Genomic DNA, 24,893 nt, shown 5'->3' on the forward strand with positions numbered 1-24,893 from the left:
ACTTTTCGTCCGCTGACTGCGTGGGACGTCGTTCGGGTGGCCAACTCCGTGACTAGCACCGGTGTGACCAACCCTAGGAGGGTTGGGGCCCCGATCCGGTGAAAATGAGAAATCCTCGTTGCCGTCACGTGTCCACCCGGGAGGCGGAGGGAGCAGCGGAAATGCCGGCACGGCCCACCCGCGAGGGTTGGCCGTGCCGATGTCACCGGGGGTCGTGCTGTCGCGGCTGGGCCGTCCCGGCCCCACTCGGGAACGGTGCCCCGCGGCGGGTGCGTACGCGCCCGGCCCGCCGCGTTGGCCCGGTCCTGGCCGGTTTGCTCCGGGGACGGGACCAGGCCACCGTTCCTGTACGCCCCGGCAGCGGGGTCCGCCGGTGCCGGGCGCGCGCCGGGACAGGGTCAGCCCTGCGCGGTGGCGCTCTCGGGGCGCGGCTCGGGCAGCGGCTCCCCGGTCTCCAGCAGCGACTTGAGGCTGGCCAGCAGCTCCGGCCAGCCGCCACTGCCGTCGAGTTGACCGCTGACGGCCCGGTACATCTCGCTGCCCGGGGAGAAGTCCTCGTGGGTGACTGTCAACTTGACGAACCCGCCGTACGGGGCGATGTCGAAGGTGACCCGGGACCTCCGCTCGCCGAGCCGGGCCGCCAACTCCTCGTCGGACCAGCCGAAGTGCGCGGCGTGCTCCGGCTGGAAGCCGTGCCAGCTGTAGGAGAGCCGGCGGAACGGCTCGGCGACCAGGACGCGCTGGCCGAGGTCGCGGAACTCGCCGCCCGGCTCGTCCTGCCACAGCACGGGGGAGCCGACCCGCCAGTCGGAGCGCAGCGCGACGCCGCCCCAGTAGCGGCGGGTGAACTCCGGCTCGGTCAGCGCGGCCCAGAGCCTCTCGGGGGTGGTGTTGACGTAGGTGGTGTAGACGAAGGTGGGACTGTCCATCGGCTCCCGCTCCAGCGCTGTCCGTAGGTCGGCGAGTGCGCGCACCCGCTCGCGGTCGTAACGGTCGATCCATCGTTCGGCGACGGCGTTGATCGGGACGGGGTTGAGGTAGTGCAGCTTCTCCCGGCCGCGTCGCACGGTGGTCACCAGGTTGGCCGCCGCCAGCACCGCCAGGTGCTTGCTGACCGACTGCCGGGTCATGTCGAGCCCGGCGCACAGCTCGCGCAGGCTCTGCCCGTCGCGCCGGTTGAGGTCGTCGAGGAGCCGGCGCCGACTCGCGTCGGCCAGCGCCCGGAACACGTCGTCCACCCTGCCCACCTCGCACACGCAGCCGTCCGGCTGCCTGTCACATTAGGCAACCGGACGACTGCCTGTCCAGTGTGTCGCCGCATCCACCCGTCAGGGGCGGCGGGAGCGGTCAGGCCGGGCGGCCGGCGTCGTCGTGCAGCAGCCCCACCAGCGCGGAGAGGCCCTCCTCGCCGTGGCCCCGGGCGACCGCCTCGTCCAGCAGGTCACGTACCGGGCGCATCAGCCCGGCGTCGACCCCCAGGTCCCGGCAGGCTGCCAGCAGGTTGCCGAAGCTGGCGGCCTGCATCCGCAGGGAGGACCCGTCGGCGTCGTGCTCGCCCGAGTCGACGGCCGCCGCCATGGCGGGCAGTTCCCCGAGCATGGCGGTCAGCCACCCGGTCACCATCGGCGCGAACTGGCCCGCCGGCGTGCCGGCCGCGCGGATCATCGCCGTGGCGTGCAGGAATCCACCGAACATGCCGTACATGGCGGCGAGCAGGGCCAGGTCGTGCACGGCGGCCCGACCGGGGTCGGCGCCGAGCCAGTGGACGTCGCCGAACGCCGCGAGGGTGTCCCGCCAGTCGAGGAAGGCGTCCTCCGCGCCGCTGTAGAGCACGAACGCGCCGGGCTGGCCGATCATGGACGGCACGGCCATGATGCCGCCGTCGACGTACCTGGCGCCCCGCGCGGTCACCCACTCCGCGAGCCGGTGGGCCTGCGCGGGGGTGCCGTTGGTCAGGTTCACCACCGTCCGGCCGGCCAGGGCCGGCGCCGCCCGCTCGAGCACCCGACGGGTGACGTCGTCGTCGAGCAGGCACACCACGACCAGTTCGCCCGCCGCGACCGCCTCGGCAGCGGAGCCGGCCACGTCCGCTCCCGCCCCGGCCAGCGCGGCGGAGCGCTCCGGCGACCGGTTCCACACGGTCGTGGGATGCCCGGCGGCCAGCAGCGCGCCGGCCAGGGCCCTGCCCATCGCGCCGAGCCCGAGCACGGCGACGGGCCGGCGGCGTGGGGCGCTCACGCGGCCGTCTCCGCGTACACCCGGACCAGCCGGGAGAAGTCGTCGGCACCGTGCCCGGCGTCCACCGCGCGGGCGGCGACGGCGTTGGCCGCCCGGAGCGTGCCGGTGTCGATGCCGTGCCCCTCGGCCGCCTCGACGATGTGCGCCATGGTGGCGGCGGCGGAGGCGATGGTGGAGACGTCGGCGGTGTGGTTCCCGACGTCGATCCGCCCGGCCAGGTCGTCGACGAGGTCGGGCAGCAGGCCCGAGATCCCCTTGGCGTACGGCGCAAGCTCGGTCGCCGTGATCCCCTCCGCCCGGGCCAGGGCGAAGGCGTGCGCGATGCCGCTCATCGCGGTCCAGAACACGTCGAGCAGCGCCACGTCGTGGGCGGCCGCACGAGCCGGGTCCGGGCCCAGCCAGTCGGCCGAGCCGCCCAGGCTCCGCAGGGTGTCCCGCTGGGCGTGCCAGACCCGTTCGGGCCCGCTGTAGAGCACCAGCGCCTCGGACCCGCCGATGGTGGGGGCCGGGGTCATGATCGCGCCGTCGAGGTAGTCGACGCCCTGCCCGGCGGCCCAGGCCGCCATCGCGCGGGCCCGTTGCGGGGTGTCGGCGGTCAGGTTCACCAGGGTGCGCCCGGCGAGGGCTTCGACCGCGGGCTCGACGACGGCGCGGACGGCCGCGTAGTCGATGACGCAGGCGAGCACCAGCGGGCTCGCGCGGACGGCCTCCGCCACGGTCGGCGCCCGCCGGGCGCCACGTGCGACGAGGGGATCGGCCCGGTCGGCCGTGCGGTTCCAGACGGTGGTCGGGTGGCCGGCGGCCAGCAGCGCGCCGGCGAGGGCCCGGCCCATCGGCCCGAGGCCCAGCACGGTCACGGGGGACAGATCGCGGTCGGTCACGGAAGTGCTCCTTCGTGGACGGGGTGGCTCGGCCCTTGCGCGTGCCGCCGGGCCGGTCCCATCCTGTTTCCGTACGCGCGAAGCATCAAGTACCGACTATTTCCTCAGGTACTTACCTTTTGGTAAGTGAGAGCGGGGCGACGTGAAGAAGCGGACCTACACGTGCGGGCTCGACGCCGCGATCGACGTCGTGGGCGGCAAGTGGAAGGCGCTGATCCTGTGGGAGCTGGACGGGGGCCCCCGCCGCTTCGCCGAGGTGCGCCGGGGGATCACCGGGATCAGCGAGAAGATGCTGATCCAGCAACTGCGCGAGATGGAGGCGTACGGCCTCGTGCACCGCGAGGTCTACCGGCAGGTCCCGCCCAAGGTGGAATACTCGCTTACCGACTTCGGCCGGTCCCTCAACGAGGCGCTGATGCCGCTCGGCGACTGGGGCGAGCGGAACATGGCGACCATCGAGGCCATCCCCCGGGACTGACCGGCCGGCGCGAATCCGCGTGCCCCGGCGGCTGCCCGGCGCGTAGGGTCGCGCGGTGACGGAGATCAGGACCGAACGGCTGCTGCTGCGCGACTGGCGGGAGTCCGACCTCTCGCCGTGGGCCGCGATGAACGCCGATCCGGAGGTGCGCGAGCACCTCGGCCCGCTGCTCACCGCCGAACAGGCCGCCGCCTCGGCGCGCGCGTTCCAAGCCGACCTCGACCGGCTCGGCTACGGCTTCTGGGCCGTCGAGGTCCGCGACGGCGGCGCGTTCGTCGGCTTCGCCGGGCTGGACCGGGTCGACGAGGGTGTGCCGGTCACCGGCGTGGAGGCGGGCTGGCGGCTCGCCCGCCCCGCCTGGGGCCACGGCTACGCCACCGAGGCGGCCCGGGCCGTCCTGCGGTACGGCTTCGACACCGTCGGGCTGCCGGAGATCCTGGCCATCACCACCGCGACCAACCTGCGCTCGCAGGCGGTGATGCGTCGCCTGGGCATGACCACCGATCCGGCCGACGACTTCGACGACCCGGAGGTCGACTCCGGTCCGCTGCGCCGGCAGGTCGTCTACCGCAAGCGGGCCGGGGACCGCTGAGCGTCGGGCGGCAATCCCCGGCCGGCCGGCCGCTGATCACCAGCGTGCCGCTGGCCGGCGGCGCCGCTCAGGGCCGGGCCGCTGCTCGCTCCGGCGCCGCCCGGAACTGCCTGTCGACGACGGCCAGCAGGGCGGCGTGCGTCTCCGCGTCCGCCGCCGCGATCAGCCCACCCACGCCGGTGTGCGGGGGCTGCCCCCGCAGCCCGGTCACCACGCACCCGGCGGCCTGGCACAGGGCGATGCCGCCGGCGAAGTGCACGCTGTCGCGGAGGTCCCCGTCGGTGACGTAAGCGGCCCGTCGACCGGCGGCGACCCACGCGACGACCAGTGTGGTGGAGAGCACCCGTGGCCCGAACCGCGCGGTGAACTCCACGTCCGCGAGCATCCCGGTCGCCCGGAACGCGGGGGCGTTCGGGAACGGCGGGTCGAGGTTGACGTCCACCAGCCGGGAGCGGGCCGACGGCGCGAGGGGCTCGTCGACGCCGTCGCGACGGATCTGGGCCGCCCCGCCGGCCCCGAACCAGAACACCTCCCCGGCGAACGGGTCGGCGATCGCGGCGGCGGTGACCTCCGGACCGGTACGCAGCGCCACGTTCACCGCGACCAGCGGGGTCCGTGCCGCGTAGTTCAGCGTGCCGCAGAGCGGGTCGACGAGCCAGGTCCGGTCCGCCGACCGGGAACCGGTGTGGCCGCTCTCCTCGCCCAGCACGGCGTCGTGCGGCCGGGCGCGACGCAGCACGTCGAGGACGGCCCGCTCCGACTCGAGGTCGGCGGCGGTGGCGAAGTCACCGGGCGACTTGTCGAACCGTTCCAGCGGCCCGCCGAACCGGGCCCGGACGACCGCCGCGCCCGCCTGTGCCGCGACGATGGCCAGTTCCGGGTCGGTGAGTGTCATGGCCGCACGGTACCCGGGCCGGCGGGACGGCGGTGCGCCCGACGCTCAGCCGCGACGGTCGGGGTCGGTCACCCAGCCGGCGAGCAGCACCAGCCCGCTGGGCCGGTGCACGGCGAGGAAGCCGAACGGGCGGTCGACGTCGAGGCGTACCCGCCGCTTGCGCGCGGTGAACCGCGGCGGCGCGGAACCCGCCCGCGTGGCGACGGCGGTGACCACGGCGGCGCGGAAACCCGTCGCGCTGAAGGTCGCCGTCGCGCTCTGCCGTGCCTGTGAGACCGCCAGGAGCCGGGAGATGCCGGGAAAGTGGTCGCCGTCCCCGATCGCGGTGGACAGGCCGAACAGCGCGGCCCGCTCCAGCAGGTCGTGGTCGGCGGAGGCGGTGAAGGCCACGGTGGAGACGAGCAGTTCCGGCCGGTCGTCGACGGCGTCGACGACCTGCTCGTCGACGCCGGGGCCGGCGGCGATCGGCAGCGCGGCCGGTGCGTCGAGCGCGCCGATGGCGGCCGGGAGCACCTCCGCCGCCCCGTGCCGCGGCGCACCCAGGGCGAGCACCACGTCGACGTCCTCGGCGCCCCGCACGGTCAGCAGGCTCAGCGGGCCGGCGGGGGTGTCGACGGCCCGCAGCGCGTCGAGGTCGTAGCTCGTCCGGCTCAGCCCGGCGAGCCGGCGACCGTGCCACGGCCCGGCGGACGGCTGGCACCAGGCGTCGCGGAACGCCGTGGCCCACTCGGTGCGCAGCGACAGCGCGCTGGCCAGCACCATCGCGGTCGCCGGGGTGACCCGCACCGGCATCCGGGGGACCAGGCCGTCGGTGTGGGTCGCGGCCCACCCGTCGAGGGCCCGCTGGTCGTGCGCCGGATCGCCGGTCAGCTCCCCGCGCATGGCCGCCGGCACCTCCCGCAACCACCGGTCGGCCAACGGCAGGTCCCGCCGCGCCCAGGCGGCGAGCGCGAGCCGGGTGGTGGGGGAGCGGTCCAGGTCGAACCGGGCCGGTTCCGGCGCGACCGCGAGCAGCTCGTCGCGGACCGGACCGGTCGCGTAGCGGGCGAGCAGCGCCAGCAGCGGATAGACGCCGGCGCCGGAGACGACCGTCTGCCCGCCGCCCACCGTGGACGCCCAACGGGCGGTGAGCGCGTTGGCGGCGGTGATGCTCATCGGCGGGCGTCCTCCCGGTTGCGCGGTGGCCGTCGCCCGGGGGCGACCGCTGGCACCCTACCGCCGTCCGGCGACCGGCCGACGTCCCCGACCCGGGCCGGTCGGTGCCCGAGCGCCCCCGGTGGTGTGGCAGCGTGGTCGGCGTGAACACCTCCGCGCCGCTGGACGTCGACCTGGCGCTGCTCGGCGGCGGCGGCGCCGCGTCGCTGGTCCTCGCCGCCCTGGACCGGCACGGCGTGCGCGACCTGCGGATCGCCGTCGTCGACCCGGTCCACCGGCGCGGCCAGGACCGGACCTGGGCGTTCTGGGACCGTCCCGGCAGCGACATGGACCCGATGCTGGCCGCGAGCTGGGACCAGGTCGAGGTGGCGACGCCCGACGGCCGCCGCGTCCTCGATCTGGCCCCCCTGCGGTACGCCATGCTGCGCTCCGGCCCGGTCTACGCCCGGGCTGCCGAGGCCGAGCGGCGGCTCGGCGTGCGACGGATCGTCGCGCCCGTCGACGCCCTGCACGACGACGGCGGGCACGTCACGGTACGCGCCGGCGGCGCCGGGCCGGCCGTCCGCGCGTCCTGGGTGCTGGACTCCCGGCCCCGGCCGCCCCGGCGACCCGGGCGCACCAACTGGCTCCAGCACTTCCGGGGCTGGTGGCTGGAGTCCGCCGTGCCGGTCTTCGACCCGGCCCGGGCCGTCCTGATGGACTTCCGCACCCCGCAGCCCGCCCGGGGCGTGTCGTTCGGGTACGTCCTGCCGGTCAGCGACCGGTACGCCCTGGTGGAGTACACGGAGTTCGGCCCCGACCTGCTCACCGACGCCGGCTACGACGCGGCGCTGGCCGGCTACCGGGACCTGCTCGGCCTCGACCCGACCCGGTTGACCGTCCGCGAGGTGGAGAACGGGGTGATCCCGATGACCGACGGCCCGTTCGAGGCCCGGCCCTCGCCCCGGGTGGTCCGACTCGGCACGGCCGGCGGGGCCACCCGACCCTCCACCGGCTTCACGTTCTCCGCCATGCACCGCCAGGCCGAGCAGGTCGCCCGGGCCCTCGCGGCCGGCCGCCCGCCGGTGCCCGCTCCCGCGTACCCCCGTCGGCACCGCTGGATGGACGCGGTCGCGCTCCGGGCGCTGGACGCCGGCGGCGTCGGCGGTCCCGACTTCTTCGGTCGGCTCTTCGACCGCAATCCCGCCGAGCGGGTGCTGCGGTTCCTCGACGGCGCGACCACCCCGGCGGAGGAGGTGGCGCTGATGGGCACCACCCGGCTGCGGCCGATGGTTGCCGCCACCGCCGGCGACGCCGTGGCCCGGCTCCGCGACCGCGTCGACCCGACCCGGCGGGCGGCGACCTGGACGGTCCCGCGACCGGTGGTCGGCGACCGGGCCGACGCCGACGGCTGAGCCGTCTCAGCCGACGCCGACGGCTGAGCCGCCTCAGCCGGCGCGGACGGCGTCGCGGATCAGGACACGCAGCTCCTCCATCGGGTCGCCGTCGCCGGCGCCGAGCAGCGTCTTCGTCGCCGCCACGGCCAGGCCGAGGTCCGGATAGGCGTAGGCGAGGCTGCCGCCGCTGCCCGCGGAGCCGAACGCGCCGTCCGGCTCGACCGCGTAGCCCAGGCCGAAGCTCCCCTCCTGGCCGAAGACCCACTCCGTGCCGCGCACCGCGACGGCGCTGACCTCGCGCAGCCGCTCGGGCGAGATCAGGCGTACGCCGTCGACCTCGCCGATCAGCGCGGCGAACATCCGGGCGACGGCCCGGGCCGACATCGTCCCGGTGGCCGGAACGTCGGCGCGGAGGAACTCGTCCCGGGTGCCGACGCTGGCGTCCGGCCGGAGACCGGGCGGGGCGACCCGGTCGAAGTTTGGCAGGTTGGCGGCGGCCCAGTCCAGCAGGGCGGAGAGGTTGCGGTCGGCGACGGGGGCCAGCCGGTCCAGTTCGGCCTCGGGCACCCCGAAGAACAGCTCGCCGGGCACGCCGAGCGGCCCCGCGACGTCCTCGGCGAGCACCCGCGAGATCCGCCGGCCGGTGACCCGGCGGACCACCTCGCCGACCAGCCAGCCGAAGGTCCAGGCGTGGTACGCGAGCACGTCGCCCGGCGCCGAGAGCGGCACGCTGTCGGCGACGATCCCGCACATCCGGTCCCAGTCGGTGACGTCGGCGACGGTGACGTCGGGCGGCAGCGCGGGCACGCCCGCCGTGTGGGTCAGCACGTGTCGCAGGGTGACCCCGTCCTTGCCGTGGCGGGCGAACTCTGGCCACACCTCGGCGATCCGCAGGTCGTAGTCGAGCAGGCCCCGCTCGGCGAGCACGTGCACCACGGTCGCGGTGAGGCCCTTGCCGGTCGACACGCTCCAGATCGGCGTGCCGGAGGTGAGCAGCCGGCCCGTGGCGCGGTCGGCCACGCCCGCCACCTCGTCCACCACCCGCGTCCCGTGCAGGTAGGCGGCCACCTGCACGCCGGCCTCGCGGCCGGAGGCCACCAGCTCGTCGATCCTGCCGCGTACCTCGGCCCGCAGGCCGTCCCAGCTCCCCGTCACGGGAGGCCATCCTGCCAGCGGCCGGGAACCGGGTCACGGCCTTTTCCGCCGTCGGCCCGGCGGGTGGGGGTCAGCGGGAAGGCAACACGTCGGTTCGTCACCCCGCCAACCGGACGCCGGGCCGGCGCCGGCAGGGCCGGCAGACCGAACGGAGACTTCGTCGCGGCGACGTGCCGACCGTCGGGCGGGTTCGCGCGGTGGGTCGTCCCCGCCGCGCCGCGGCCCGACGGCGGGGGAGGCGGTGCGGATTCGGTAGGTTGCCGGCATGGTGGACGAGACGGCCGGCAGGGTCGTGCAGATCTGGACCGACGGGGCGTGCAGCGGCAACCCCGGCCCCGGCGGGTGGGGCGTGGTGCTGCGCTACGGCGCGCACGAGCGGGAACTGTGCGGCGGCGAGGCGACCCCGACCACCAACAACCGGATGGAGCTGATGGCGGCCATCCAGGCCCTGGAGAGCCTGACCCGGTCGGTCACCGTCGAGCTGCACACCGACAGCACGTACGTGCGCAACGGCATCACCAGCTGGCTGGCCTCGTGGAAGCGCAACGGCTGGCGGACCGCCGCGAAGCAGCCGGTCAAGAACGCCGACCTGTGGCAGCGGTTGGAGGCCGCGTGCGCCCGGCACGAGGTCACCTGGCTGTGGGTGAAGGGGCACAACGGCCACCCGGAGAACGAGCGCGCCGACGCGCTGGCCAACCGGGGCATGACCGAGGCCCGCGCGTCGGCGGTGCCCGCCGGCCGCTGATCGGACCGGCGGGCGGGCGCTCAGGTCACTCGGTGCGGCTCGGGTCGGTGGTGCGGGAGACGGCGTCCACGTCGTAGCCGGCGCGGCTGACCTCCCGGGCCGACCGCCGGTCCTCGGCGGGCAGGTCGGCGAAGTCGTCGCCGGTGTCGTCGGTGCTGTGCAGGGACTCGCCCGGCGGACGCAGCGACGCCTGCATGGCGGTGGCGCCGTCCGGCTCGTCGGTGGCGGCCCGGTCGGTACGGTTCTGATCGGTCATGCCGCTCTCCTGCCCCCGTGGCCTGCCCGCAAACGTGCCCCGCGCTCAGCGGGCCGCCTCCGGGTGGCCTGCCCGCAAACGTGACCGGCGGCGGTGCTCAGCGGGCCGCGTCCGGGTGGCCCGGCATGCCGGAGCCGCCGCTGGAACTGCCCGACGCGCCGCCCGCCATGCCCGACCCGTCGTCCTCGGTGACGATGTCGGGCTTCGTCGTCGTGTCGTCCGGCGCCGGGACGTCGGTGTCCGCCTCGACCTGTACCAGCCGGGCCTGGCCGGCCTCGTCCTCGGCGTGCGCCGGATCGACCGGCAGCTCCCCGTCGCGCGCCCGATACCCCACCGCTGCCTCCCCGTGCCGTCGCACCGCCGCGTTCCGCCGATGCCGTTGTCCGCTCCCGGCTACCCGCAGCCCTCCACCCAAAACCCGCCCGTCCCGTCCCGCCCCGGCGGGGCGATCATGCAGTTGTGGTGCCCGTTGTGGCCGGTTTGCCACCGGTATGCGCAGCACCACAACTGCATGATCGCGAAGAGCGAGGGGGTGGGAGCGCGGGCGGGAGGTGCCGGGGCCAGGGAGCCGGAGGGGCGGAGTGGGGTGGGAGCGCGGGGAAGAGCGAGGGTGGGGAGAAGGGCACGGGGGTGGGGTAGGGAGGGGAGTGCCGGGGTGGGGTCAGCGGGGGCGTGGTGGGCGGGTGGCGCGGGCGGGGGAGCGGGGTGCGCGGGGCAGCGGGGTGAGCGACAGCGGTGACCAGTGCCCGGGGCGCGTCCGGGCGGGCGGCAAGGCCGTGTGCCGGTCGCCCCGGGCCGCGTCGAGCTGGGACTGGTGCAGGAACAGGGCGGCGGAGAGGTCCGCGCCGCGCAGGTCGGCCCCGCGCAGGTCGGCGCCGGTGAGGTCGGCCAGGCCGAGGTCGACGCCGCGCAGGTCGGCGCCGATCAGCAGCGCCCCGCGCAGGTTCGCCCGGCGCAGGTCGGTACGGCGCAGGTCGACGCCGAACAGGTGGGCGCCCCGCCGGTCCACGCCGGGCCGGCCGCCCCGGGCCCGGGCCGCGTCGCCGGCGCGGGACAGCAGCGGGTTGACCCGCCCCCGGTACGCGTCCACGTCGAGGGCCAGCAGCGTGTCGGCGGGCTCCCGGGTCAGCCGCCCGGTCTCGTCGAGCGCGACGGACAACTCGTCGCGCAGCGGCTGCGGCGGGCGCGTCGCGAGCGCCTCGGTCAGGTACCAGAGCAGCTCGTGCAGGGGCCGCATCACCGCGAACGTGTCGAACATGCGCGCTGCGGTCTCCGGGGCGTCGCGCCAGTCCCGCCCGCCGAAGGTGACCTGGGCCACCCGCTGCCCGGCGCCGAAGCAGTCGAAGACGGTGCAGCCGGGGAAGCCCCGGTCGCGCAGGTCGGCGTGGATGCCGCAGCGCGAGTCGGCCCGCAGGTTGGGGCAGGGCCGCCCGGCGGGCTTGTCGATGGCGAAGTCGGCCGACGCGGAGAAGGCCGGCGCGACGCAGCAGAGCCCGAAGCACCGGGCGCAGTCGGCGCGCAGCCCGTCCGCCGGCGACGTCGCCCCGGGAGTTTCCGACACGCTGACCGTTCTCCTGCCGATCGGGGGGGGTCCCGCCGGCGGCCTCGCGGGCGGAGGCTCCCATTGTTCCGCCGCCGCGACGGTCACCGGGCCCCGGGGTGCCCGGCTGTGGACCCGGCGGGCGGGGTCGCGCCGGGGTGCCGAGCTGTGCGCGCCCGGCGGGCGGGGCCGCGCCGGAGCGCCCCGGCGCGGCGGCGCCTCACCCCCGTACCGAGCGCCAGTCGTGCGACTCCAGCGCGTTGGCCTGCGGGCCCATCATCAGCATGCCGCCGTCCACCGGCCAGGACGCGCCGGTGACGTACGCGGCGGCGGGCGAGGCGAGCAGCGCGACCACGGCGGCCACCTCCCGCGCGTCGCCGGGCCGCCCGACCGGCACCCCGGGACGTTCCTCGGTGAACGGGTCGACGTCCTCCTGGCCGGTCATCGGGGTGGCGATCTCGCCCGGGGCGACCGCGTTGACGGTGATCCCGTCCGCCGCCAGCTCCTGCGCCATCACCTTCGTCAGCAGACCGAGCCCGCCCTTGGCGGCGCAGTACGCGGCCGAGCCGACCCGGGGCGCGTGCTCGTGCACACTGGTGATGTTGACGATCCGTCCGCCCAGCCCCGCGGCCCGCATCCGCCGCGCGGCCCGCTGCCCGCACAGGAACGGCCCGTCGAGGTCGACGGAGAGCACCTCGCGCCACTGCTCCCAGCCGGTGTCGACGAAGGGCGTGGACGCCCCGGTGCCGGCGTTGTTGACGAGCACGCCGAGACCGCCGAGCCGGTCGGCCAGCTCGTCGACGACCGCCTCGGCGCCCGGCAGCCGGGTCAGGTCCAGCTCGGCGACCTCGCAGCGCCGGCCGGCGGCGCGTACCTCGGCGGCGGTCCGCTCGGCGCCCCCGGCGTCGCGGTGCCAGGTGACGCCGACGTCGAAGCCGGCCTCCGCGAGGGCGACGGCGCAGGCCCGGCCGATGCCGGAGTCCGCGCCGGTGACGATGGCGATCCGCGGATAGTTCTCGTAACGCGATGGCATGCCGGCGCACTACCCGTTCCATGCGAATGCAACCATGCGTCGATCCCCGTCCATGCAGAGGATTGTCTGCGTCGATGCGCTCTGTCATTCTCCACCGTGGACGCTGCCAGCGGCGGTCGGCATTCCGGAGGGTCGCGCTGAGTGGCGCCGTCATCTGCCGGAGGGACCTCGTGAAGCGCAGACGTCGTCATCTGCTCGCAGGACTGGCGGTCGGTGCCCTGGTGGCGTCGACCGGTCTCATCGGAATCCACTTCGCCGGCGCCGAGGTGCCGGCCCCCGTCGCCGCGGCCGGCGACGGGGAGATGCCGGGGGCGCTCGGCGCCCACATGGAACGGCTGCGCCAGGCCGTGCCGGGCAGCGACGGCATGTCGCCGGACGGGCCCGGCAACGCCGCGCAGCAGGAGTTCCTGGAGCGCGCGTACCCCACCGACACGATCAGCATCGCCCAGGTCGACCGCTCCAAGTCGGCGTACGCCGCCGCCGAGCGGCGCGCCGGCGGCACCCGGGGCTGGACGAACATCGGCCCCAGCGAGGCGCTCTACCCGTTCACCGAGTTCCGCAACGCCGGCAACTACGTGCCGAACGCGTACGTCGCGGGCGGCCGGGTCACCTCCATCGACATCGCCCCGGACTGCAACGCCCTGCTCTGCCGGGCGTACGTCACGCCGGCCGGCGGTGGCGTCTGGGGCACCCTCAACGTCCTCGCCGCCGAGCCCAGGTGGTTCTACCTGGGTGGGCCGCTGGGCATCAACGCGGCCGGTTCGGTCAAGATCGACCGCAACGACAAGACGGGGCTGACCATCTACGTCGGCACCGGCGAGGCCAACACCTGCGCCTCCGGCTGCGTCGCCGGCGTCGGGCTCTACAAGTCCACGAACGGCGGCGTCACCTGGAAGGGCCCGCTGGGCAAGGACGCCCTCGCCGGCAAGGGCATCGGCGAGATCACCGTCAAGCCCGGCGACCCGAAGACGCTCTACGTCGCCACCACCACCGCTCTGCGCGGCATGTCCGGCTCCTGCTGCACCGGCGTCACCCGGCCCGTGCCCGACGCCGAGAAGTGGGGCCTCTACAAGTCCACCGACGGCGGCGCGAACTGGAAGTTCATCCACAACGGCTCGGCCGACGCCAGCCAGTGCACGGGCAGCGCCGCCGAGTACGGCAACACCGCCACCTGCTCGCCGCGCGGCGTGCGCTACGTCAAGCTCGACCCGCGCGACGCGGACACCGTCTACGCCTCCTCGTACGCCCGGGGGGTCTGGCGCTCGACGGACGCCGGCGCCACCTGGACGCAGGTCAAGCCCTCGCTCAACCCGGCGGTCTTCCAGACCCGGGCCGCGATCGACGTGACCGCCCTGCCGAACGGCAAGACCCGCATGTACGTCTACGAGGGCAACCTCGGCAACCCGTACTCGCGGCTGTTCCGCAGTGACGACGTGGCCGGCGGCGCCCCCGCGTTCGCCGACCTGAGCAGCGCCAACCCGGCCGACCCGGGCTACGCCACCTACAACCAGTGCACCGGCCAGTGCTGGTACGACGTGTTCGTGCACACCCCGGCCGGGCACCCGGACATCGTCTACACCGGCGGCTCGTACGTCTACGGCGAGACCGTCGCCCACAAGCGGGCCGTGGTGCTCTCCACCGACGCCGGCGTCAGCGGCACCGACATGACCTTCGACGGCACCGACGAGCTGCACCCCAACGGCCTGCACCCCGACCAGCACGCCCTGGTCACCAACCCGCGCAACCCGTACCAGTTCTTCGAGGCCAACGACGGCGGCGTGATGCGCTCCAGCGGCCAGTTCGTGGACCGGTCGGCCTGGTGCGACAACCCGGACCGCAACCTGACCACGCAGGCGCAGAAGGACCGCTGCCGGCAGATGCTGTCGAAGATCCCGTCGAAGCTGGACGGCATCAACAAGGGCATGAACACGTTGCAGTTCATCAGCCTCTCGGCCAGCCCGCACGACCACCGGCTGCTGCAGGGCGGCACCCAGGACAACGGCACCTGGGAGAACAAGGGCGAGCGCCGGCGCTGGGTCAACACGATGATCGGTGACGGCGGCGCGTCCGGCTTCGACGTCGGCAGGCCGGAGTTCCGCTTCCACACCTTCTACGACGCCTCGCCCGAGGTGAACTTCGCCAACGGCGACGTGGGCAGCTGGATCTCGATCTCCGACCCGGTCTTCGGGCACCCGGGCACCCTGTTCTACGCACCCGTGGTCAGCGACCCGAAGGTCAGCGGGACGATCTTCGCCGGCACCTCGCGCACCGTCTACCGGACGAAGACGTTCGGGCTGGGCGACCGGAGCCTGGCCGAGGCCGACCGGATCTGCAACACCTGGACCGGCACCTTCGAGGCGCAGTGCGGCGACTTCGCGCCGCTGGGCACGGTCAACCTGACCGACGCCGCGTGGGGCGACCGGGCCGGCGGGGCCGTCTCGGTCGTCGAGCGGGTCGCCTCCGACTCGTCCACGGCGTACGCGGCCACCAGCACCGGCCGGGTCTTCGTGTCCCGCAACGTGGACGCCGAGCCGGCGTCGGCGGTCACCTGGACGCGCATCGACACCGCCGCCACGCCGCACCGCTTCGTCACCAGCGTCCACGTCGACCCGGCCGACCCGGCGCGGGCGTGGGTCTCCTACAGCGGCTTCAACTCGAACACCCCGGCCACCCTCGGGCACGCGTTCGAGGTGCGGCTGGCGGGCGCCGGCGCGACCTGGACCGACCGGTCGTACGACTTCGGCGACCAGCCGATCACCGACCTGGTCCGCGACGACGTCACGGGCACCCTCTACGCGGCCACCGACTTCGGCGTGCTGCGGCTGGCCAAGGGCGCCACGACCTGGGTGAAGGCGGCCCGGGGCATGCCGAACGTGGAGGTGGCCGGGCTGACCATCGTGCCGGGCAAGCGGGTGCTCTACGCCGCCTCGCACGGCCTCGGCGCCTGGCAGCTCACGCTCTGAGGCAGGCGACCATCGGCGACGACAGGGTGCGGGGCCGCGCGCGCGGCCCCGCACCGCTGCCCGGGGCGGCCGGCCGCGCCTGGCGGACCCTCGGCGCGGCCTTCGTCCTGCTCGTCTTCGTCCCACCGTTGCTGCTGCTGGTCTCCGGCTCGCTGACCGAGCCGGGCCTGCCGCCGCCGCCCACCCCGCAGCTCGTGCCGGAGCCGGTCTCCACCACCGGCTACCGGCAGGCCGTCGAGCTGGGCGGGTTGCTGCGCGCCTCGCTCAACTCGGTACTGGTAGCGGTCGTCGCCGTGCCGCTGAGCGTGCTCGTCGCCTCCCTGGCGGGCTTCGCGCTGGCCCGGATCGCCCCGCGCGTGACCGGCGTCGTCGTGGCGGCCTCCCTGGTGGCGCTGATGGTGCCGGCCACGGCGCTGCTCGTGCCCCGCTTCGCGATCTTCCGGATGCTCGGCCTGACCGACACCCTGGTGCCGCTGGTCGCCCCGGCGTTGCTGGGCACCTCGCCGCTCTACGTCCTGGTCTATTTCCTGGCGTTCCGGGCGCTGCCGACCGATCTCTACGACGCCTGCCTGGTGGCGGACCTGTCGCCGCTGCGCACCTGGTGGCGGGTCGCCCTGCCGCTGGTGCGCCCGGTCACCGCCGGCCTCACCGCGCTGACCTTCGTGCTCACCTGGTCGAACTTCCTCGACCCGCTGGTCTACGTCTACGACCGCGACCTGTTCACCCTGCCGCTGGCGCTGCGCTCCCTGTCGGTGCTGGACCCGACGAACTTCCCGGTGTTCCTGGCGGGCGCGGTGCTGGCCACGGTGCCGGCGCTGGCCGTCTTCGTGCTCGCCCAGCGGCGCTTCCTCCACCACGACGACCCGACGGGACGAGACTGACGATGCGACCGACGACGCGACCGAAGGCCCTGCTCGCGCTGCTGCTCACCGCCGTGCTGGCCGCCACCGGGTGCGGCTCCGGCGCCGGGTCGTCCGCCGACGGGCCGGTGCGGCTGCTGGTCTTCGGCGCCCCCGAGGAACTCGCCGCATACCGCACCCTCGTCGAGGCGTACGAGAAGGCCCGCCCCGGCGCCGACGTGCAGCTCGTCGAGGCCAGCGACCGCAAGGACCTGCTGGCCCGGCTCGCCACCTCGGTGGCCGGCGGTGCCCCGCCGGATGCGTTCCTGATGAACTACCGCTTCTACGGCCAGTTCGCCGCCAAGGACGTCATCGAGCCGCTGGACGACCGGTTGGCCGCCTCCGAGGCCGTCGACCCGGCCGACTACTACCCGGTGGCCTGGGACGCCTTCCGGTGGCAGGGCCGGCAGCTCTGCCTGCCGCAGAACGTCTCCAGCCTGGCGGTCTACTACAACCGCACCCTGTTCGCCAGGCACGGCGTGCCCGAGCCGAGGGCCGGCTGGACCTGGAACGACCTGGTCGCCACCGCGACCGCGATGACCCGCGACTCCCGGGGCGTGGTGGTCAAGGCCACCGAGAGCGAGGGGGCGGCGCTGCGCCCGGCCGTGCACGGCCTCGGCGTCGAGCCGTCGATCATCCGTCTCGCCCCGTTCGTCTGGTCGGGCGGCGGCGAGATCGTCGACGACCCGGCGAAGCCGACCCGGCTGACCCTGGACACGCCGGCCGCCCGGGAGGCGCTGAAGAACCTCGTGGACCTGCGGCTGGCGTACGGGGTGGTGCCCACCGACGAGGAGGTGGAGGCCGAGGACGACGAGTCGCGTTTCGCCAACGGCCGGCTCGCCATGCTGATGAGTTCCCGCCGCTCCACCACCACGTTCCGCTCGATCACCGGCTTCGAGTGGGACGTCGCGCCGCTGCCCGTCTACAAGGAGCAGGTCGGGGTGCTGCACTCCGACGCGTACTGCATGACCCGGGGCGCGAAGCACAAGGACGCCGCGTGGCGGTTCCTGGAGTTCGCCATCGCCGAGGAGGGGCAGCGGATCATCGCGGCCACCGGGCGTACCGTCCCGTCGCACATCGGGGTGTCGCGGTCCCCGGCGTTCCTCGGCCCGGCCCAGCCGCCGCGCAGCGCCAAGGTCTTCCTCGACGCCATTCCCACCGTCCGGGCGCTGCCGACCGTCTCCACCTGGCCGGAGATCGAGGACGTCACCTACGGCATCCTGGAGAACGCCATGCACCGGGGCGACCGGCTCGACGACGTGATCCGCGACCTCGACCGGCAGACCCGGCCGATCTTCGCCCGCGGGGAGCACGGGTGAGCGATCCGGGCCTCGCCCTGGCCGGCGTCTCGGCCGCGTACCGGGGCGCGACGGTGCTGCACGAGGTGGACCTGGCCGCCGCCCGGGGCGAGCTGCTGGTGGTGCTCGGCCCGTCGGGGGCGGGCAAGTCGACGGTGCTGCGGGTCGTCGCCGGCCTGGAGCCGGTCACCGCCGGGCGGGTCCGCATCGCCGGCCGGGACGTCACCGCCGAGCGTCCGGGCCGGCGCAACGTGTCGATGGTCTTCCAGTCGTACGCGCTCTTCCCGCACCTGAGTGTCGCGGAGAACATCGCCTTCGGCCTGGAGGTACGCGACACGCCCCGCGCGGCGGCCCGGGAGCGGGCCCGCGCGGCGGCCGAGACGGTCGGCTGCGCCGGGCTGCTGGACCGGCGGCCCGGGCAGCTCTCCGGCGGCGAACGGCAGCGGGTGGCGCTGGCCCGGGCGCTGGTGCGCGATCCGGACGTGTTCCTGCTCGACGAGCCGCTGTCCAACCTCGACCAGGCGCTGCGGGTGCAGATGCGCGCCGAGCTGCGGGCCCTGCACGACCGGCTGGGCGCGACGATGGTGCACGTCACCCACGACCAGACCGAGGCGCTGGTGCTCGCCGACCGGATCGCCGTGCTGCGCGAGGGGCGCATCGAGCAGGTCGGCACGCCCGACGAGATCTGGCGCACCCCGGCCACCACCTTCGTCGCCCGCTTCGTCGGTTCCCCGGCGATGAACCTGCTCCCGGCCGACGGTCCGCTGCGCCCCGACGGCGCCCCCGCCCCGGGGGCGGACCACGACGGGATGGAGATCGGCTTCCGGCCCGAGGCGGTCGTCCTGGGCGCGACCGACGGCGCGCCGGCCACCGTCGACCGGGTCGAGGTGGTCGGCGAGGACGCGTACGCGTACCTGAGGCTCGCCGGCGGGCACCCCGTCGTCGCCCGGGTGCCCGCCGCCCGCCGGCCCGGCAGGGGCGCGCCGGTACGCGTCGGCGTGCGCTGGGCCGACGTGCACGTCTTCCACGCCGCCTCGGGCCGCCGGTACGCCCCGTGACGACGACCGACCGCCGCTCGCGCCGGCAGTTGGCGCTGATGCTCACGCCGTACCTGGTGGGGCTGGTCGGGCTCGTGCTGCTGCCCGCCGCCGTCACCCTGGCGCTGGCCTTCACCGAGTACGACCTGCTGCGCCCGCCCCGCTGGGTGGGGCTGGACAACTTCGCGGCGCTGCTGGACGACCCGGTGTTCCGGGTGTCGCTGACCAACTCGCTGGTCTTCGCGCTGGTGGCCGTACCGCTGCGGGTGCTCCTCGCTCTCGGCCTGGCGCTGCTGCTGCACCGCCGCGCGGTCGGCGTCGGCGGCGCCCGCACGGCGGCGGTGCTGCCGACCGCGGTGCCGGAGATCGCCTACGGGCTGCTCTGGCTCTGGCTGCTCAACCCCCTCTACGGCCCGATCAACCAACTGCTGCGCACGGGCGGGGAGAACGGCTTGACCGCGCTGGGACGCACCCCGCCGCAGTGGCTCACCGACCCGACCGACGCCCGCGCCGCGATCGTGCTGATGAGCCTGTTCACCATCGGCGAGACCTTCGTGGTGCTGCTGGCCGCCCGCCGCGCGCTGCCCCGCGACGTCTACGAGATGGCGGCGATCGAGGACGCCACCGGCTGGGACGTGTTCCGCCGGGTCACGCTGCCGCTGATGGCGCCCGTGCTGGGGCTGCTGGCGGTGCGCGACGCCATCCAGAGCCTGCACTTCTCCTTCGTGCCGGCCTTCGTGGTGACCGACGGCGGCCCACCCCCGTACGCCACCACCTACCTGTCGCTGTTCGTCTACCGCACCGGCTTCGAGTACCTGCGCTACGGCTACGCCGCCGCCGCGACCCTGGTGATGATCCTGCTGACCGTGGCGGCGGTGCTGGTGCAGTGGCGGCTGATCCGCCGCTACCGCGCGTTCTACCGGCTCTGAGCACCCGATAATCCCGGGCGCCGGCCCCGGGCGCCGTGGCATGATCGCGCACTGCGCCGGCCTGGCGACGGCGCGCGAGGAGGACGGCATGGAGTTCGACGTACGCCGCATCGGCCCGGAGTCGACAGCCGAGGCGGCCGACGTGCTCGCCGACGCCTTCGACGGGTACCCCTGGATGGCCTGGACGGTGGCCGCCGACCGGCACCGGGAGCGACTTGCGGCGATGTTCGCCGGCACCGTCGCCGCCGTCGGGCTGCCCTACGGCGACGTCTGGGCGGCGGTGGACGCCGACGGCCGGCTGGCGGCGGTGGCGGTCTGGCTGCCCCCGGACCGGACGGTGCCGGACGAGGTCTGGGCCGGTGTCGCGGCGCGTAACGCCGAGCTGGCCGGCGACCGGCAGCCGGCGCTGCACGCCGCCGACGCGGCCTGCGCCTCCCTGCGGTCGGCCGAGCCGGCGTTCCTGCTCGCCACCGTCGGCGTGCGCCGGACCGGCCAGGGCCGGGGGCTGGGCGCCCGGGTGCTGCGGCCGGGCCTGGCCGAGGCCGACCGGGCCGGCCTGCCCGCCGTGTTGGAGACCTCGTCCGAGCCGAACGTGCGCTTCTACCGGCGGCTCGGCTTCGCGGTCACCGGCCAGGCCCGGGTGCCCGACGGCGGGCCCGACGTCTGGGCGATGCGGCGGCCGGCCGCCGGCGAGCGGGTGTAAGGGCGGTCCGCCCGGGTAGCCGCCGGGAATGGAGCTGGTCGAGGAGTCGCCGTACCGCTTCCGGATCGACCGGCACGACCCGATGCGGGTGCCGGGGGTGGTGTTCGCGTCCAGGTCCCTGCTGCCCGACGCCGGCGAGGACAGGTCGCTGGAGCAGGTCGCGAACGTCGCCACGCTGCCCGGCATCGTCGACGCCTCGTACGCCATGCCCGACGTGCACTGGGGCTACGGGTTCCCGATCGGCGGGGTGGCCGCCACCGACGTCGCGAACGGCGGCGTGGTCTCGCCCGGCGGGGTGGGCTTCGACATCTCCTGCGGCGTCCGGCTGCTCGCCGCCGACCTCGACCGCGACGGGCTGCGGCCCCGCCTCGACGCGCTGATGGACGGGCTGGGCGAGGCCACCCCGCGCGGGATGGGCAGGGGCGCGGTGTGGCACCTGTCGGATCGCGCGGAACTCGACGCGGTGCTGCGCGGCGGCTCCCGCTACGCGGTGGAGCGCGGCTTCGGCGTCGAGCGGGACCTGCACCGCTGCGAGGACGCCGGGGCCGTCGGCGACGCCGATCCGGCGCGGGTCAGCGAGCGGGCGATCGAGCGCGGCGCGCGCCAGGTCGGCAGCCTCGGCTCCGGCAACCACTTCCTGGAGGTCCAGGCCGTCGAGGAGGTGTACGACGACACCACCGCCACCGCCTTCGGGCTGCGTCCCGGCCAGGTCTGCGTGATGATCCACTGCGGCTCCCGGGGGCTGGGTCACCAGATCTGCACCGACTACGTGCGGAAGATGGAGCAGGTGATGGCCCGCCACGGCATCGAGGTGCCGGACCGCCAGCTCGCCTGCGCCCCGGTCTCCTCCGCCGAGGGCCGCGCCTACCTGGGCGCGATGGCCGCCGCCGCCAACTACGCCCGGGCGAACCGGCAACTGCTGGCCGACGCCGCCCGGAAGGTCTTCGCCCGGGTCACCGGCAGCCGGCTCGACCTGGTCTACGACATCTCGCACAACCTCGCGAAGATCGAGACGCACGGCGTCGACGGCGAGCGCCGCGCGCTGTGCGTGCACCGCAAGGGGGCCACCCGCGCGCTGCCGCCCGGCCACGACGACCTGCCCGACGACCTGCGGGACGTGGGCCAGCCGGTGCTGATCCCCGGCTCCATGGGCACCGGCTCGTACGTGCTCACCGGCGTGCCGGGGGCGCCGGCCTTCGCGTCCACCTGCCACGGGGCCGGCCGGGTGCAGAGCCGCAAGCAGGCCGTGCGGTCGGAGCGCGGGCTGGACCCGCGTGCCCAGTTGGAGGCGCGGGACATCGCGGTGCGCGGGGCGTCCCGGCGCGGCCTGGCCGAGGAGATGCCGGCGGCGTACAAGGACGTCTCGGCGGTGGTGGCCGCCGCCGAGGGCGCCGGACTGTGCCGCAAGGTGGCCCGGCTGGTCCCGGTCGGCGTGGTCAAGGGCTGAGCGGGCGGCGCGGGGTGGGGGCCGGGCGCGAGGGCTCACACGTCCAGCGTCACCGCGCAGCACCAGCCCTCGCCGTCGGGGCCGAAGCGCAGCCCGTGCAGGGAGACGGCCTTCGGTACCGCGCCGACCAGCTCGACGGCGTCGGTGTCCGCCGTGCGCCAGCGCACCACCAGGCCGCCGGCGCCGTCGTCGGCCACGTCGGTGCGCAGCGGCAGCTCACCCGCCGTCTCCATCCGGAAGATCACCTCGTCGAGTACGCCCACCAGCAGGTCCGCGTCGTCGTCGCCGGCTGGCGCGCGGAACTCCCGCTGCGGGCCCGGGGGCGCCCCGGCGGGGTCGACGAACGTCCCGACCAGCGCGGCGACCGCCTCGGCGACGCACTCCTCCCGGCTCGGCGCCCACGCCTCGATGCGGACGTCGGCGGTGTGCGGCAGGCGGCGGTGCCCCCGCCCGGATGGTCGCGGCATGCCCCGATCCTCGGGCACGCCGCGCGACGGCGGGCTCGGTTCCGGTCCGCCGGCACGCCGCGCGACGGCGGAGTTCAGTTCCGGTCCTCCGCCACGTCGCGCGACGGCGGGGGGTTCAGTTCAGGCCGAGCCGGGCGATGGGCTCGACGAGTTCGCGTTCCTCGTAGGCGAGGTGGGACAGCAGGGTGTCGCTGAGCAGGTCGACCGCCGCGCGCAGCTCGGCCATCCCGTCGGCGACGGAGACGAACGCGACAAGCGCCCGGTCGACGCGTTCCAGCACGTCGTGGATGGCGTGGTGCTCCTGCTCCAGCCGGTCCAGCACCGGGGCGAGGCGGGCGTCGCCCCGGCGCAGGTGCGGGAAGATCCCCCGGTCCTCCAGCGTGTGGTGGGTGGTGACGACCCGGCAGTACGACTCGCAGTACGTGCCCAGGGTCCACTTGTTCTGCCGGATGGTCATGGTGTTGATGTGGGAGCGGGCCGTGCCCGCGTCGACCAGCCCGGCCCCCACCTGCTCCACGAGGTCGTACAGCCGGGTCAGCTCGGCGCGCAGCCCGTCGTGCACGTCGATGAGGTGCTGCGCGCCGGCCTGGTCGTGCGGCGTGTAGGTGCGCGCCGGGTCGGGCGCGGGGCCGGTGGGGCGGGTGGCCTCGTCCCAGACCCGGATCGCGCTGCGGCGCACGCCGTCGTCGGGCGTCGGGACGACGGCGAAGGATCCCGCGCCGGCGGGCGGGCGGGGAGCGGGCGACGGCTGCGCCCCGGCGCCCCCGGGTGTCGCCCGCGCCCCGTCGGCTTCGGGCGCCGCCGGGGTCACGGCGGCAGCGGCGCCGGCCGCGCGCTCGCCGGCCACGAGTTCGCGTACGGCGGGGGCGACCTCGGCGGCGAAGCGTCGCAGGTCCTCCGGGTCGTCGCTGCCCAGGATGAAGGTGCTGATCCCGTCGCTGAGCGCGAGGTCGGCCAGTTCCTCGGCCCACTGCTCGGCAGGGCCGTCCAGCGGTCCCCGGCCGACGGTGGCGAAGCGGCCGGTGACGTTGAGCAGGCGGCGCACGTCGGCCGGATCGCGGCCGGTCTCCCGTGCGGCGTCGTCGATGATCGTGTTGCCCCTGCCCAGGTCGCCGGGTTGCAGGTAGCCCAGCGACGGCAGCCACCCGTCGGCCCGGCTCCCGGTCAGCGCCAGCATCCGCGGCTTGTACGCGCCGAGCCAGATGCCCACGTCGTGGGCGGGCGCGGGGCCCCGCTTCGCGCCCATTACCCGGTGGAACTCGCCGTCGACCCGGACGCCGCCGCGCGCCTCGACGTCCCAGACCTGGCGGATGACGTCGATGGCCTCGGTCAGGGCCCGGACGCCCTGCCCGGGGGAGAGCCGCTGCCCGCCCATCGCCTCGATGGCATCCCAGAACGCGCCGGCGCCCAGGCCGAGCTCCACCCGGCCACCGCTGAGCAGGTCGAGACTCGCCACGCTGCGGGCCAGGACAGCCGGCGGGCGCAGCGGCAGGTTTGTCACGTTGGCGGCCAGCCGCACCGTGCCGGTCCGGGCCGCCACGAAGCTCATCAGCGTCCACGTGTCGAGGAACGCGGGCTGGTACGGGTGGTCCTGGAAGGTGACCAGGTCGAACCCGACCTGCTCGGCCAGCACGGCGAGGTCCACCACCCGCCCGGGCTCGGCGTTGCCGGGCGTCAGGAACGCCCCGAAGGCCAGCGGGTGGCCGTAGTCGCCCATCTCGGTACTCCCTTCCGCCCCGCAGCCTCTCACGCGGCCCGGGACGGTCTCCGGGCCGTCCGGCGAAACCGGCCGGGAAGGCGGGCCGGCGCCACCCTCCGGCACGGCCCGTGCCGCCCGTCGCCGGGCACACGGGGCGCTACCACCGGCGTACGGTCGCCGGATGCGGATCACGAAGTTCACCCACTCCTGTGTCCGGCTGGAGCACGACGGCGGCGTGCTGGTCATCGACCCCGGCACCTGGAGCGAGCCGCGGGCCCTGGCCGGCGCGGACGCCGTGCTGGTCACCCACGAGCACACCGACCACGTCGACGTGCTCAGGTTGGCGGGTCTCGGCGTGCCGGTCTTCGCCCCGCAGGGCGCCGTCCTGCCCGACCTGGCGCCGCTGTCCGTGACCAGGGTCGGCGCCGGCGAGCGGTTCACCGCCGCCGGCCTCACCGTGACCGCGCTCGGCGGTCGGCACGCCACCATCCACGGTGGCCAGCCCGACTGCGCCAACCTGGGCTACCTCGTCGACGACGCGGTCTACCACCCGGGCGACTCGCTGCACCGGCCGGACCGGCCGGTCGAGACGCTGCTGGTCCCGGCGCAGGCCTCCTGGCTGAAGCTCACCGAGGCGATCGAGTTCGCCGGTGCCGTCGGGGCCGAGCGGGTGTTCCCGATCCACGACGCCCAGCTCAACGAGCGCGGCCTGACCAGCGTGAACGGCTGGTTCGCCGAGACGGTGCCCGGCTACCGTCACCTGGCGCCGGGGGAGTCCGCCTGACCGGCGACCCCGGCCCGGCGGCGATCTCCACCGCCACCGGCCGTGACGTCTGCGGACCAACTGCTATACGGTCGCTGGGTGAGGGTCGAAGAACACTGGTGGAACGGTGACACGTCGCAACGCGGGCGTCGGGACGTGTACATCCGCACCGATGGGCAGCGTTGGGACGTGCAGGTACGAATCGGCGGCGAGTCCGGCCGCTCCCGGGTGCAGGAATGCCCTGGCCGGACGTCCGCGGTCATCCTCGCCGGTGCATGGCGTGGCAATCACCCCGCCTGGCGCGAGGTGTCCGACTGACGGTCAACGCCGGCCGCGACCGGTGC

The 24,893-nt window shown here is 75.2% G+C and carries 25 protein-coding genes; 13 read left to right on the plus strand and 12 right to left on the minus strand.

Annotation, left to right across the window (positions count from 1 at the left end):
* Nucleotides 1-398: 398 nt before the first annotated feature.
* From ACGFNF_RS23705 to ACGFNF_RS23715, 3 genes are all read right to left on the minus strand, one after another.
* Nucleotides 399-1,238: an ArsR/SmtB family transcription factor gene (locus tag ACGFNF_RS23705; RefSeq protein WP_393170687.1), complete on the minus strand. Its 840-nt coding sequence runs from the start codon at nucleotides 1,236-1,238 to the stop codon at nucleotides 399-401.
* Between the two features lie 109 nt (nucleotides 1,239-1,347).
* Entirely contained in the window at nucleotides 1,348-2,238 is an 891-nt protein-coding gene (locus ACGFNF_RS23710; protein WP_393170689.1) for an NAD(P)-dependent oxidoreductase, read from the minus strand.
* On the minus strand, nucleotides 2,235-3,119 hold the full coding sequence (locus ACGFNF_RS23715) for an NAD(P)-dependent oxidoreductase (RefSeq protein ID WP_393170691.1): 885 nt from the start codon (nucleotides 3,117-3,119) through the stop codon (nucleotides 2,235-2,237). The genes ACGFNF_RS23710 and ACGFNF_RS23715 overlap by 4 nt, the downstream gene beginning before the upstream one ends.
* A gap of 142 nt (nucleotides 3,120-3,261) precedes the next feature.
* Between ACGFNF_RS23715 and ACGFNF_RS23720 the strand changes: the two genes are divergently transcribed.
* Nucleotides 3,262-3,597, plus strand: coding sequence for a helix-turn-helix domain-containing protein (locus ACGFNF_RS23720; RefSeq protein ID WP_132239631.1), 336 nt, complete (start codon nucleotides 3,262-3,264; stop codon nucleotides 3,595-3,597).
* Nucleotides 3,598-3,652: 55 nt separating this feature from the next.
* The gene (locus ACGFNF_RS23725) at nucleotides 3,653-4,189 is read left to right on the plus strand and encodes a GNAT family N-acetyltransferase (protein ID WP_393170694.1); all 537 of its coding nucleotides are present in this window, start codon (nucleotides 3,653-3,655) and stop codon (nucleotides 4,187-4,189) included.
* Nucleotides 4,190-4,256: 67 nt separating this feature from the next.
* On the opposite strand, the gene ACGFNF_RS23730 is transcribed toward ACGFNF_RS23725, so the two are convergent.
* Both ACGFNF_RS23730 and ACGFNF_RS23735 read right to left on the minus strand, forming a co-directional pair.
* Nucleotides 4,257-5,084 carry an inositol monophosphatase family protein gene (locus ACGFNF_RS23730; RefSeq protein ID WP_393170697.1) on the minus strand — a complete coding sequence of 276 codons (828 nt, stop codon included), beginning with the start codon at nucleotides 5,082-5,084 and terminating at the stop codon, nucleotides 4,257-4,259.
* Between the two features lie 45 nt (nucleotides 5,085-5,129).
* Nucleotides 5,130-6,239 carry a hypothetical protein gene (locus tag ACGFNF_RS23735; RefSeq protein WP_393170699.1) on the minus strand — a complete coding sequence of 370 codons (1,110 nt, stop codon included), beginning with the start codon at nucleotides 6,237-6,239 and terminating at the stop codon, nucleotides 5,130-5,132.
* A 143-nt stretch (nucleotides 6,240-6,382) separates the two neighbouring features.
* Between ACGFNF_RS23735 and ACGFNF_RS23740 the strand changes: the two genes are divergently transcribed.
* Nucleotides 6,383-7,633, plus strand: a complete 1,251-nt coding sequence (locus ACGFNF_RS23740; protein WP_393170701.1) for a lycopene cyclase family protein — start codon at nucleotides 6,383-6,385, stop codon at nucleotides 7,631-7,633.
* A gap of 33 nt (nucleotides 7,634-7,666) precedes the next feature.
* Here the strand turns inward: ACGFNF_RS23740 and ACGFNF_RS23745 are convergent, their stop codons facing one another.
* Complete coding sequence (locus tag ACGFNF_RS23745) at nucleotides 7,667-8,770, minus strand: serine hydrolase domain-containing protein (RefSeq protein ID WP_393170703.1); 1,104 nt, start codon at nucleotides 8,768-8,770, stop codon at nucleotides 7,667-7,669.
* A gap of 265 nt (nucleotides 8,771-9,035) precedes the next feature.
* On the opposite strand from ACGFNF_RS23745, the gene rnhA reads away from it, so the two are divergent.
* Entirely contained in the window at nucleotides 9,036-9,515 is a 480-nt protein-coding gene (gene rnhA / locus ACGFNF_RS23750; protein WP_132239639.1) for a ribonuclease HI, read from the plus strand.
* A gap of 25 nt (nucleotides 9,516-9,540) precedes the next feature.
* On the opposite strand, the gene ACGFNF_RS23755 is transcribed toward rnhA, so the two are convergent.
* From ACGFNF_RS23755 to ACGFNF_RS23770, 4 genes are all read right to left on the minus strand, one after another.
* Complete coding sequence (locus ACGFNF_RS23755) at nucleotides 9,541-9,771, minus strand: hypothetical protein (protein WP_393170705.1); 231 nt, start codon at nucleotides 9,769-9,771, stop codon at nucleotides 9,541-9,543.
* A 97-nt stretch (nucleotides 9,772-9,868) separates the two neighbouring features.
* Nucleotides 9,869-10,105 (minus strand): preprotein translocase YidC, encoded by a 237-nt coding sequence (locus ACGFNF_RS23760; protein ID WP_151457037.1) that lies wholly within the window; start codon nucleotides 10,103-10,105, stop codon nucleotides 9,869-9,871.
* Nucleotides 10,106-10,432: 327 nt separating this feature from the next.
* A complete protein-coding gene (locus tag ACGFNF_RS23765; protein ID WP_393170707.1) occupies nucleotides 10,433-11,332 on the minus strand; it encodes a pentapeptide repeat-containing protein in 900 nt (299 codons plus the stop codon).
* 199 nt (nucleotides 11,333-11,531) lie between these two features.
* Nucleotides 11,532-12,344, minus strand: a complete 813-nt coding sequence (locus ACGFNF_RS23770; RefSeq protein WP_393170709.1) for an SDR family oxidoreductase — start codon at nucleotides 12,342-12,344, stop codon at nucleotides 11,532-11,534.
* Between the two features lie 170 nt (nucleotides 12,345-12,514).
* Between ACGFNF_RS23770 and ACGFNF_RS23775 the strand changes: the two genes are divergently transcribed.
* The 7 genes from ACGFNF_RS23775 (at nucleotide 12,515) to ACGFNF_RS23805 (ending at nucleotide 21,620) form a co-directional block, all read left to right on the plus strand.
* Nucleotides 12,515-15,307 (plus strand): exo-alpha-sialidase, encoded by a 2,793-nt coding sequence (locus tag ACGFNF_RS23775; protein WP_393170711.1) that lies wholly within the window; start codon nucleotides 12,515-12,517, stop codon nucleotides 15,305-15,307.
* Nucleotides 15,308-15,333: 26 nt separating this feature from the next.
* Nucleotides 15,334-16,188 carry a carbohydrate ABC transporter permease gene (locus tag ACGFNF_RS23780; RefSeq protein WP_357580806.1) on the plus strand — a complete coding sequence of 285 codons (855 nt, stop codon included), beginning with the start codon at nucleotides 15,334-15,336 and terminating at the stop codon, nucleotides 16,186-16,188.
* A gap of 2 nt (nucleotides 16,189-16,190) precedes the next feature.
* Nucleotides 16,191-17,525: an ABC transporter substrate-binding protein gene (locus ACGFNF_RS23785; RefSeq protein ID WP_393170713.1), complete on the plus strand. Its 1,335-nt coding sequence runs from the start codon at nucleotides 16,191-16,193 to the stop codon at nucleotides 17,523-17,525.
* Nucleotides 17,522-18,562: an ABC transporter ATP-binding protein gene (locus ACGFNF_RS23790; protein WP_393170715.1), complete on the plus strand. Its 1,041-nt coding sequence runs from the start codon at nucleotides 17,522-17,524 to the stop codon at nucleotides 18,560-18,562. Before ACGFNF_RS23785 ends, ACGFNF_RS23790 begins: the two co-directional genes overlap by 4 nt.
* A 38-nt stretch (nucleotides 18,563-18,600) precedes the next feature.
* Nucleotides 18,601-19,470, plus strand: a complete 870-nt coding sequence (locus tag ACGFNF_RS23795; protein WP_393170786.1) for a carbohydrate ABC transporter permease — start codon at nucleotides 18,601-18,603, stop codon at nucleotides 19,468-19,470.
* A gap of 88 nt (nucleotides 19,471-19,558) precedes the next feature.
* Nucleotides 19,559-20,173 carry a GNAT family N-acetyltransferase gene (locus tag ACGFNF_RS23800; RefSeq protein ID WP_393170788.1) on the plus strand — a complete coding sequence of 205 codons (615 nt, stop codon included), beginning with the start codon at nucleotides 19,559-19,561 and terminating at the stop codon, nucleotides 20,171-20,173.
* A gap of 28 nt (nucleotides 20,174-20,201) precedes the next feature.
* Nucleotides 20,202-21,620, plus strand: coding sequence for an RtcB family protein (locus tag ACGFNF_RS23805; protein WP_393170717.1), 1,419 nt, complete (start codon nucleotides 20,202-20,204; stop codon nucleotides 21,618-21,620).
* Between the two features lie 35 nt (nucleotides 21,621-21,655).
* Here ACGFNF_RS23805 and ACGFNF_RS23810 read toward each other — a convergent pair whose 3' ends face one another.
* Entirely contained in the window at nucleotides 21,656-22,087 is a 432-nt protein-coding gene (locus ACGFNF_RS23810; protein WP_393170719.1) for an archease, read from the minus strand.
* Nucleotides 22,088-22,202: 115 nt separating this feature from the next.
* Nucleotides 22,203-23,804 carry an LLM class flavin-dependent oxidoreductase gene (locus ACGFNF_RS23815; protein ID WP_393170721.1) on the minus strand — a complete coding sequence of 534 codons (1,602 nt, stop codon included), beginning with the start codon at nucleotides 23,802-23,804 and terminating at the stop codon, nucleotides 22,203-22,205.
* Between the two features lie 163 nt (nucleotides 23,805-23,967).
* Between ACGFNF_RS23815 and ACGFNF_RS23820 the strand changes: the two genes are divergently transcribed.
* Together ACGFNF_RS23820 and ACGFNF_RS23825 are read left to right on the plus strand one after the other, a co-directional pair.
* Entirely contained in the window at nucleotides 23,968-24,570 is a 603-nt protein-coding gene (locus ACGFNF_RS23820; RefSeq protein ID WP_393170723.1) for an MBL fold metallo-hydrolase, read from the plus strand.
* A 78-nt stretch (nucleotides 24,571-24,648) separates the two neighbouring features.
* Nucleotides 24,649-24,867 (plus strand): hypothetical protein, encoded by a 219-nt coding sequence (locus ACGFNF_RS23825; RefSeq protein WP_089000245.1) that lies wholly within the window; start codon nucleotides 24,649-24,651, stop codon nucleotides 24,865-24,867.
* Nucleotides 24,868-24,893: the final 26 nt, after the last annotated feature.

Source organism: Micromonospora sp. NPDC048868 (assembly GCF_043198195.1).
Lineage (GTDB): Bacteria > Actinomycetota > Actinomycetes > Mycobacteriales > Micromonosporaceae > Micromonospora > Micromonospora reichwaldensis.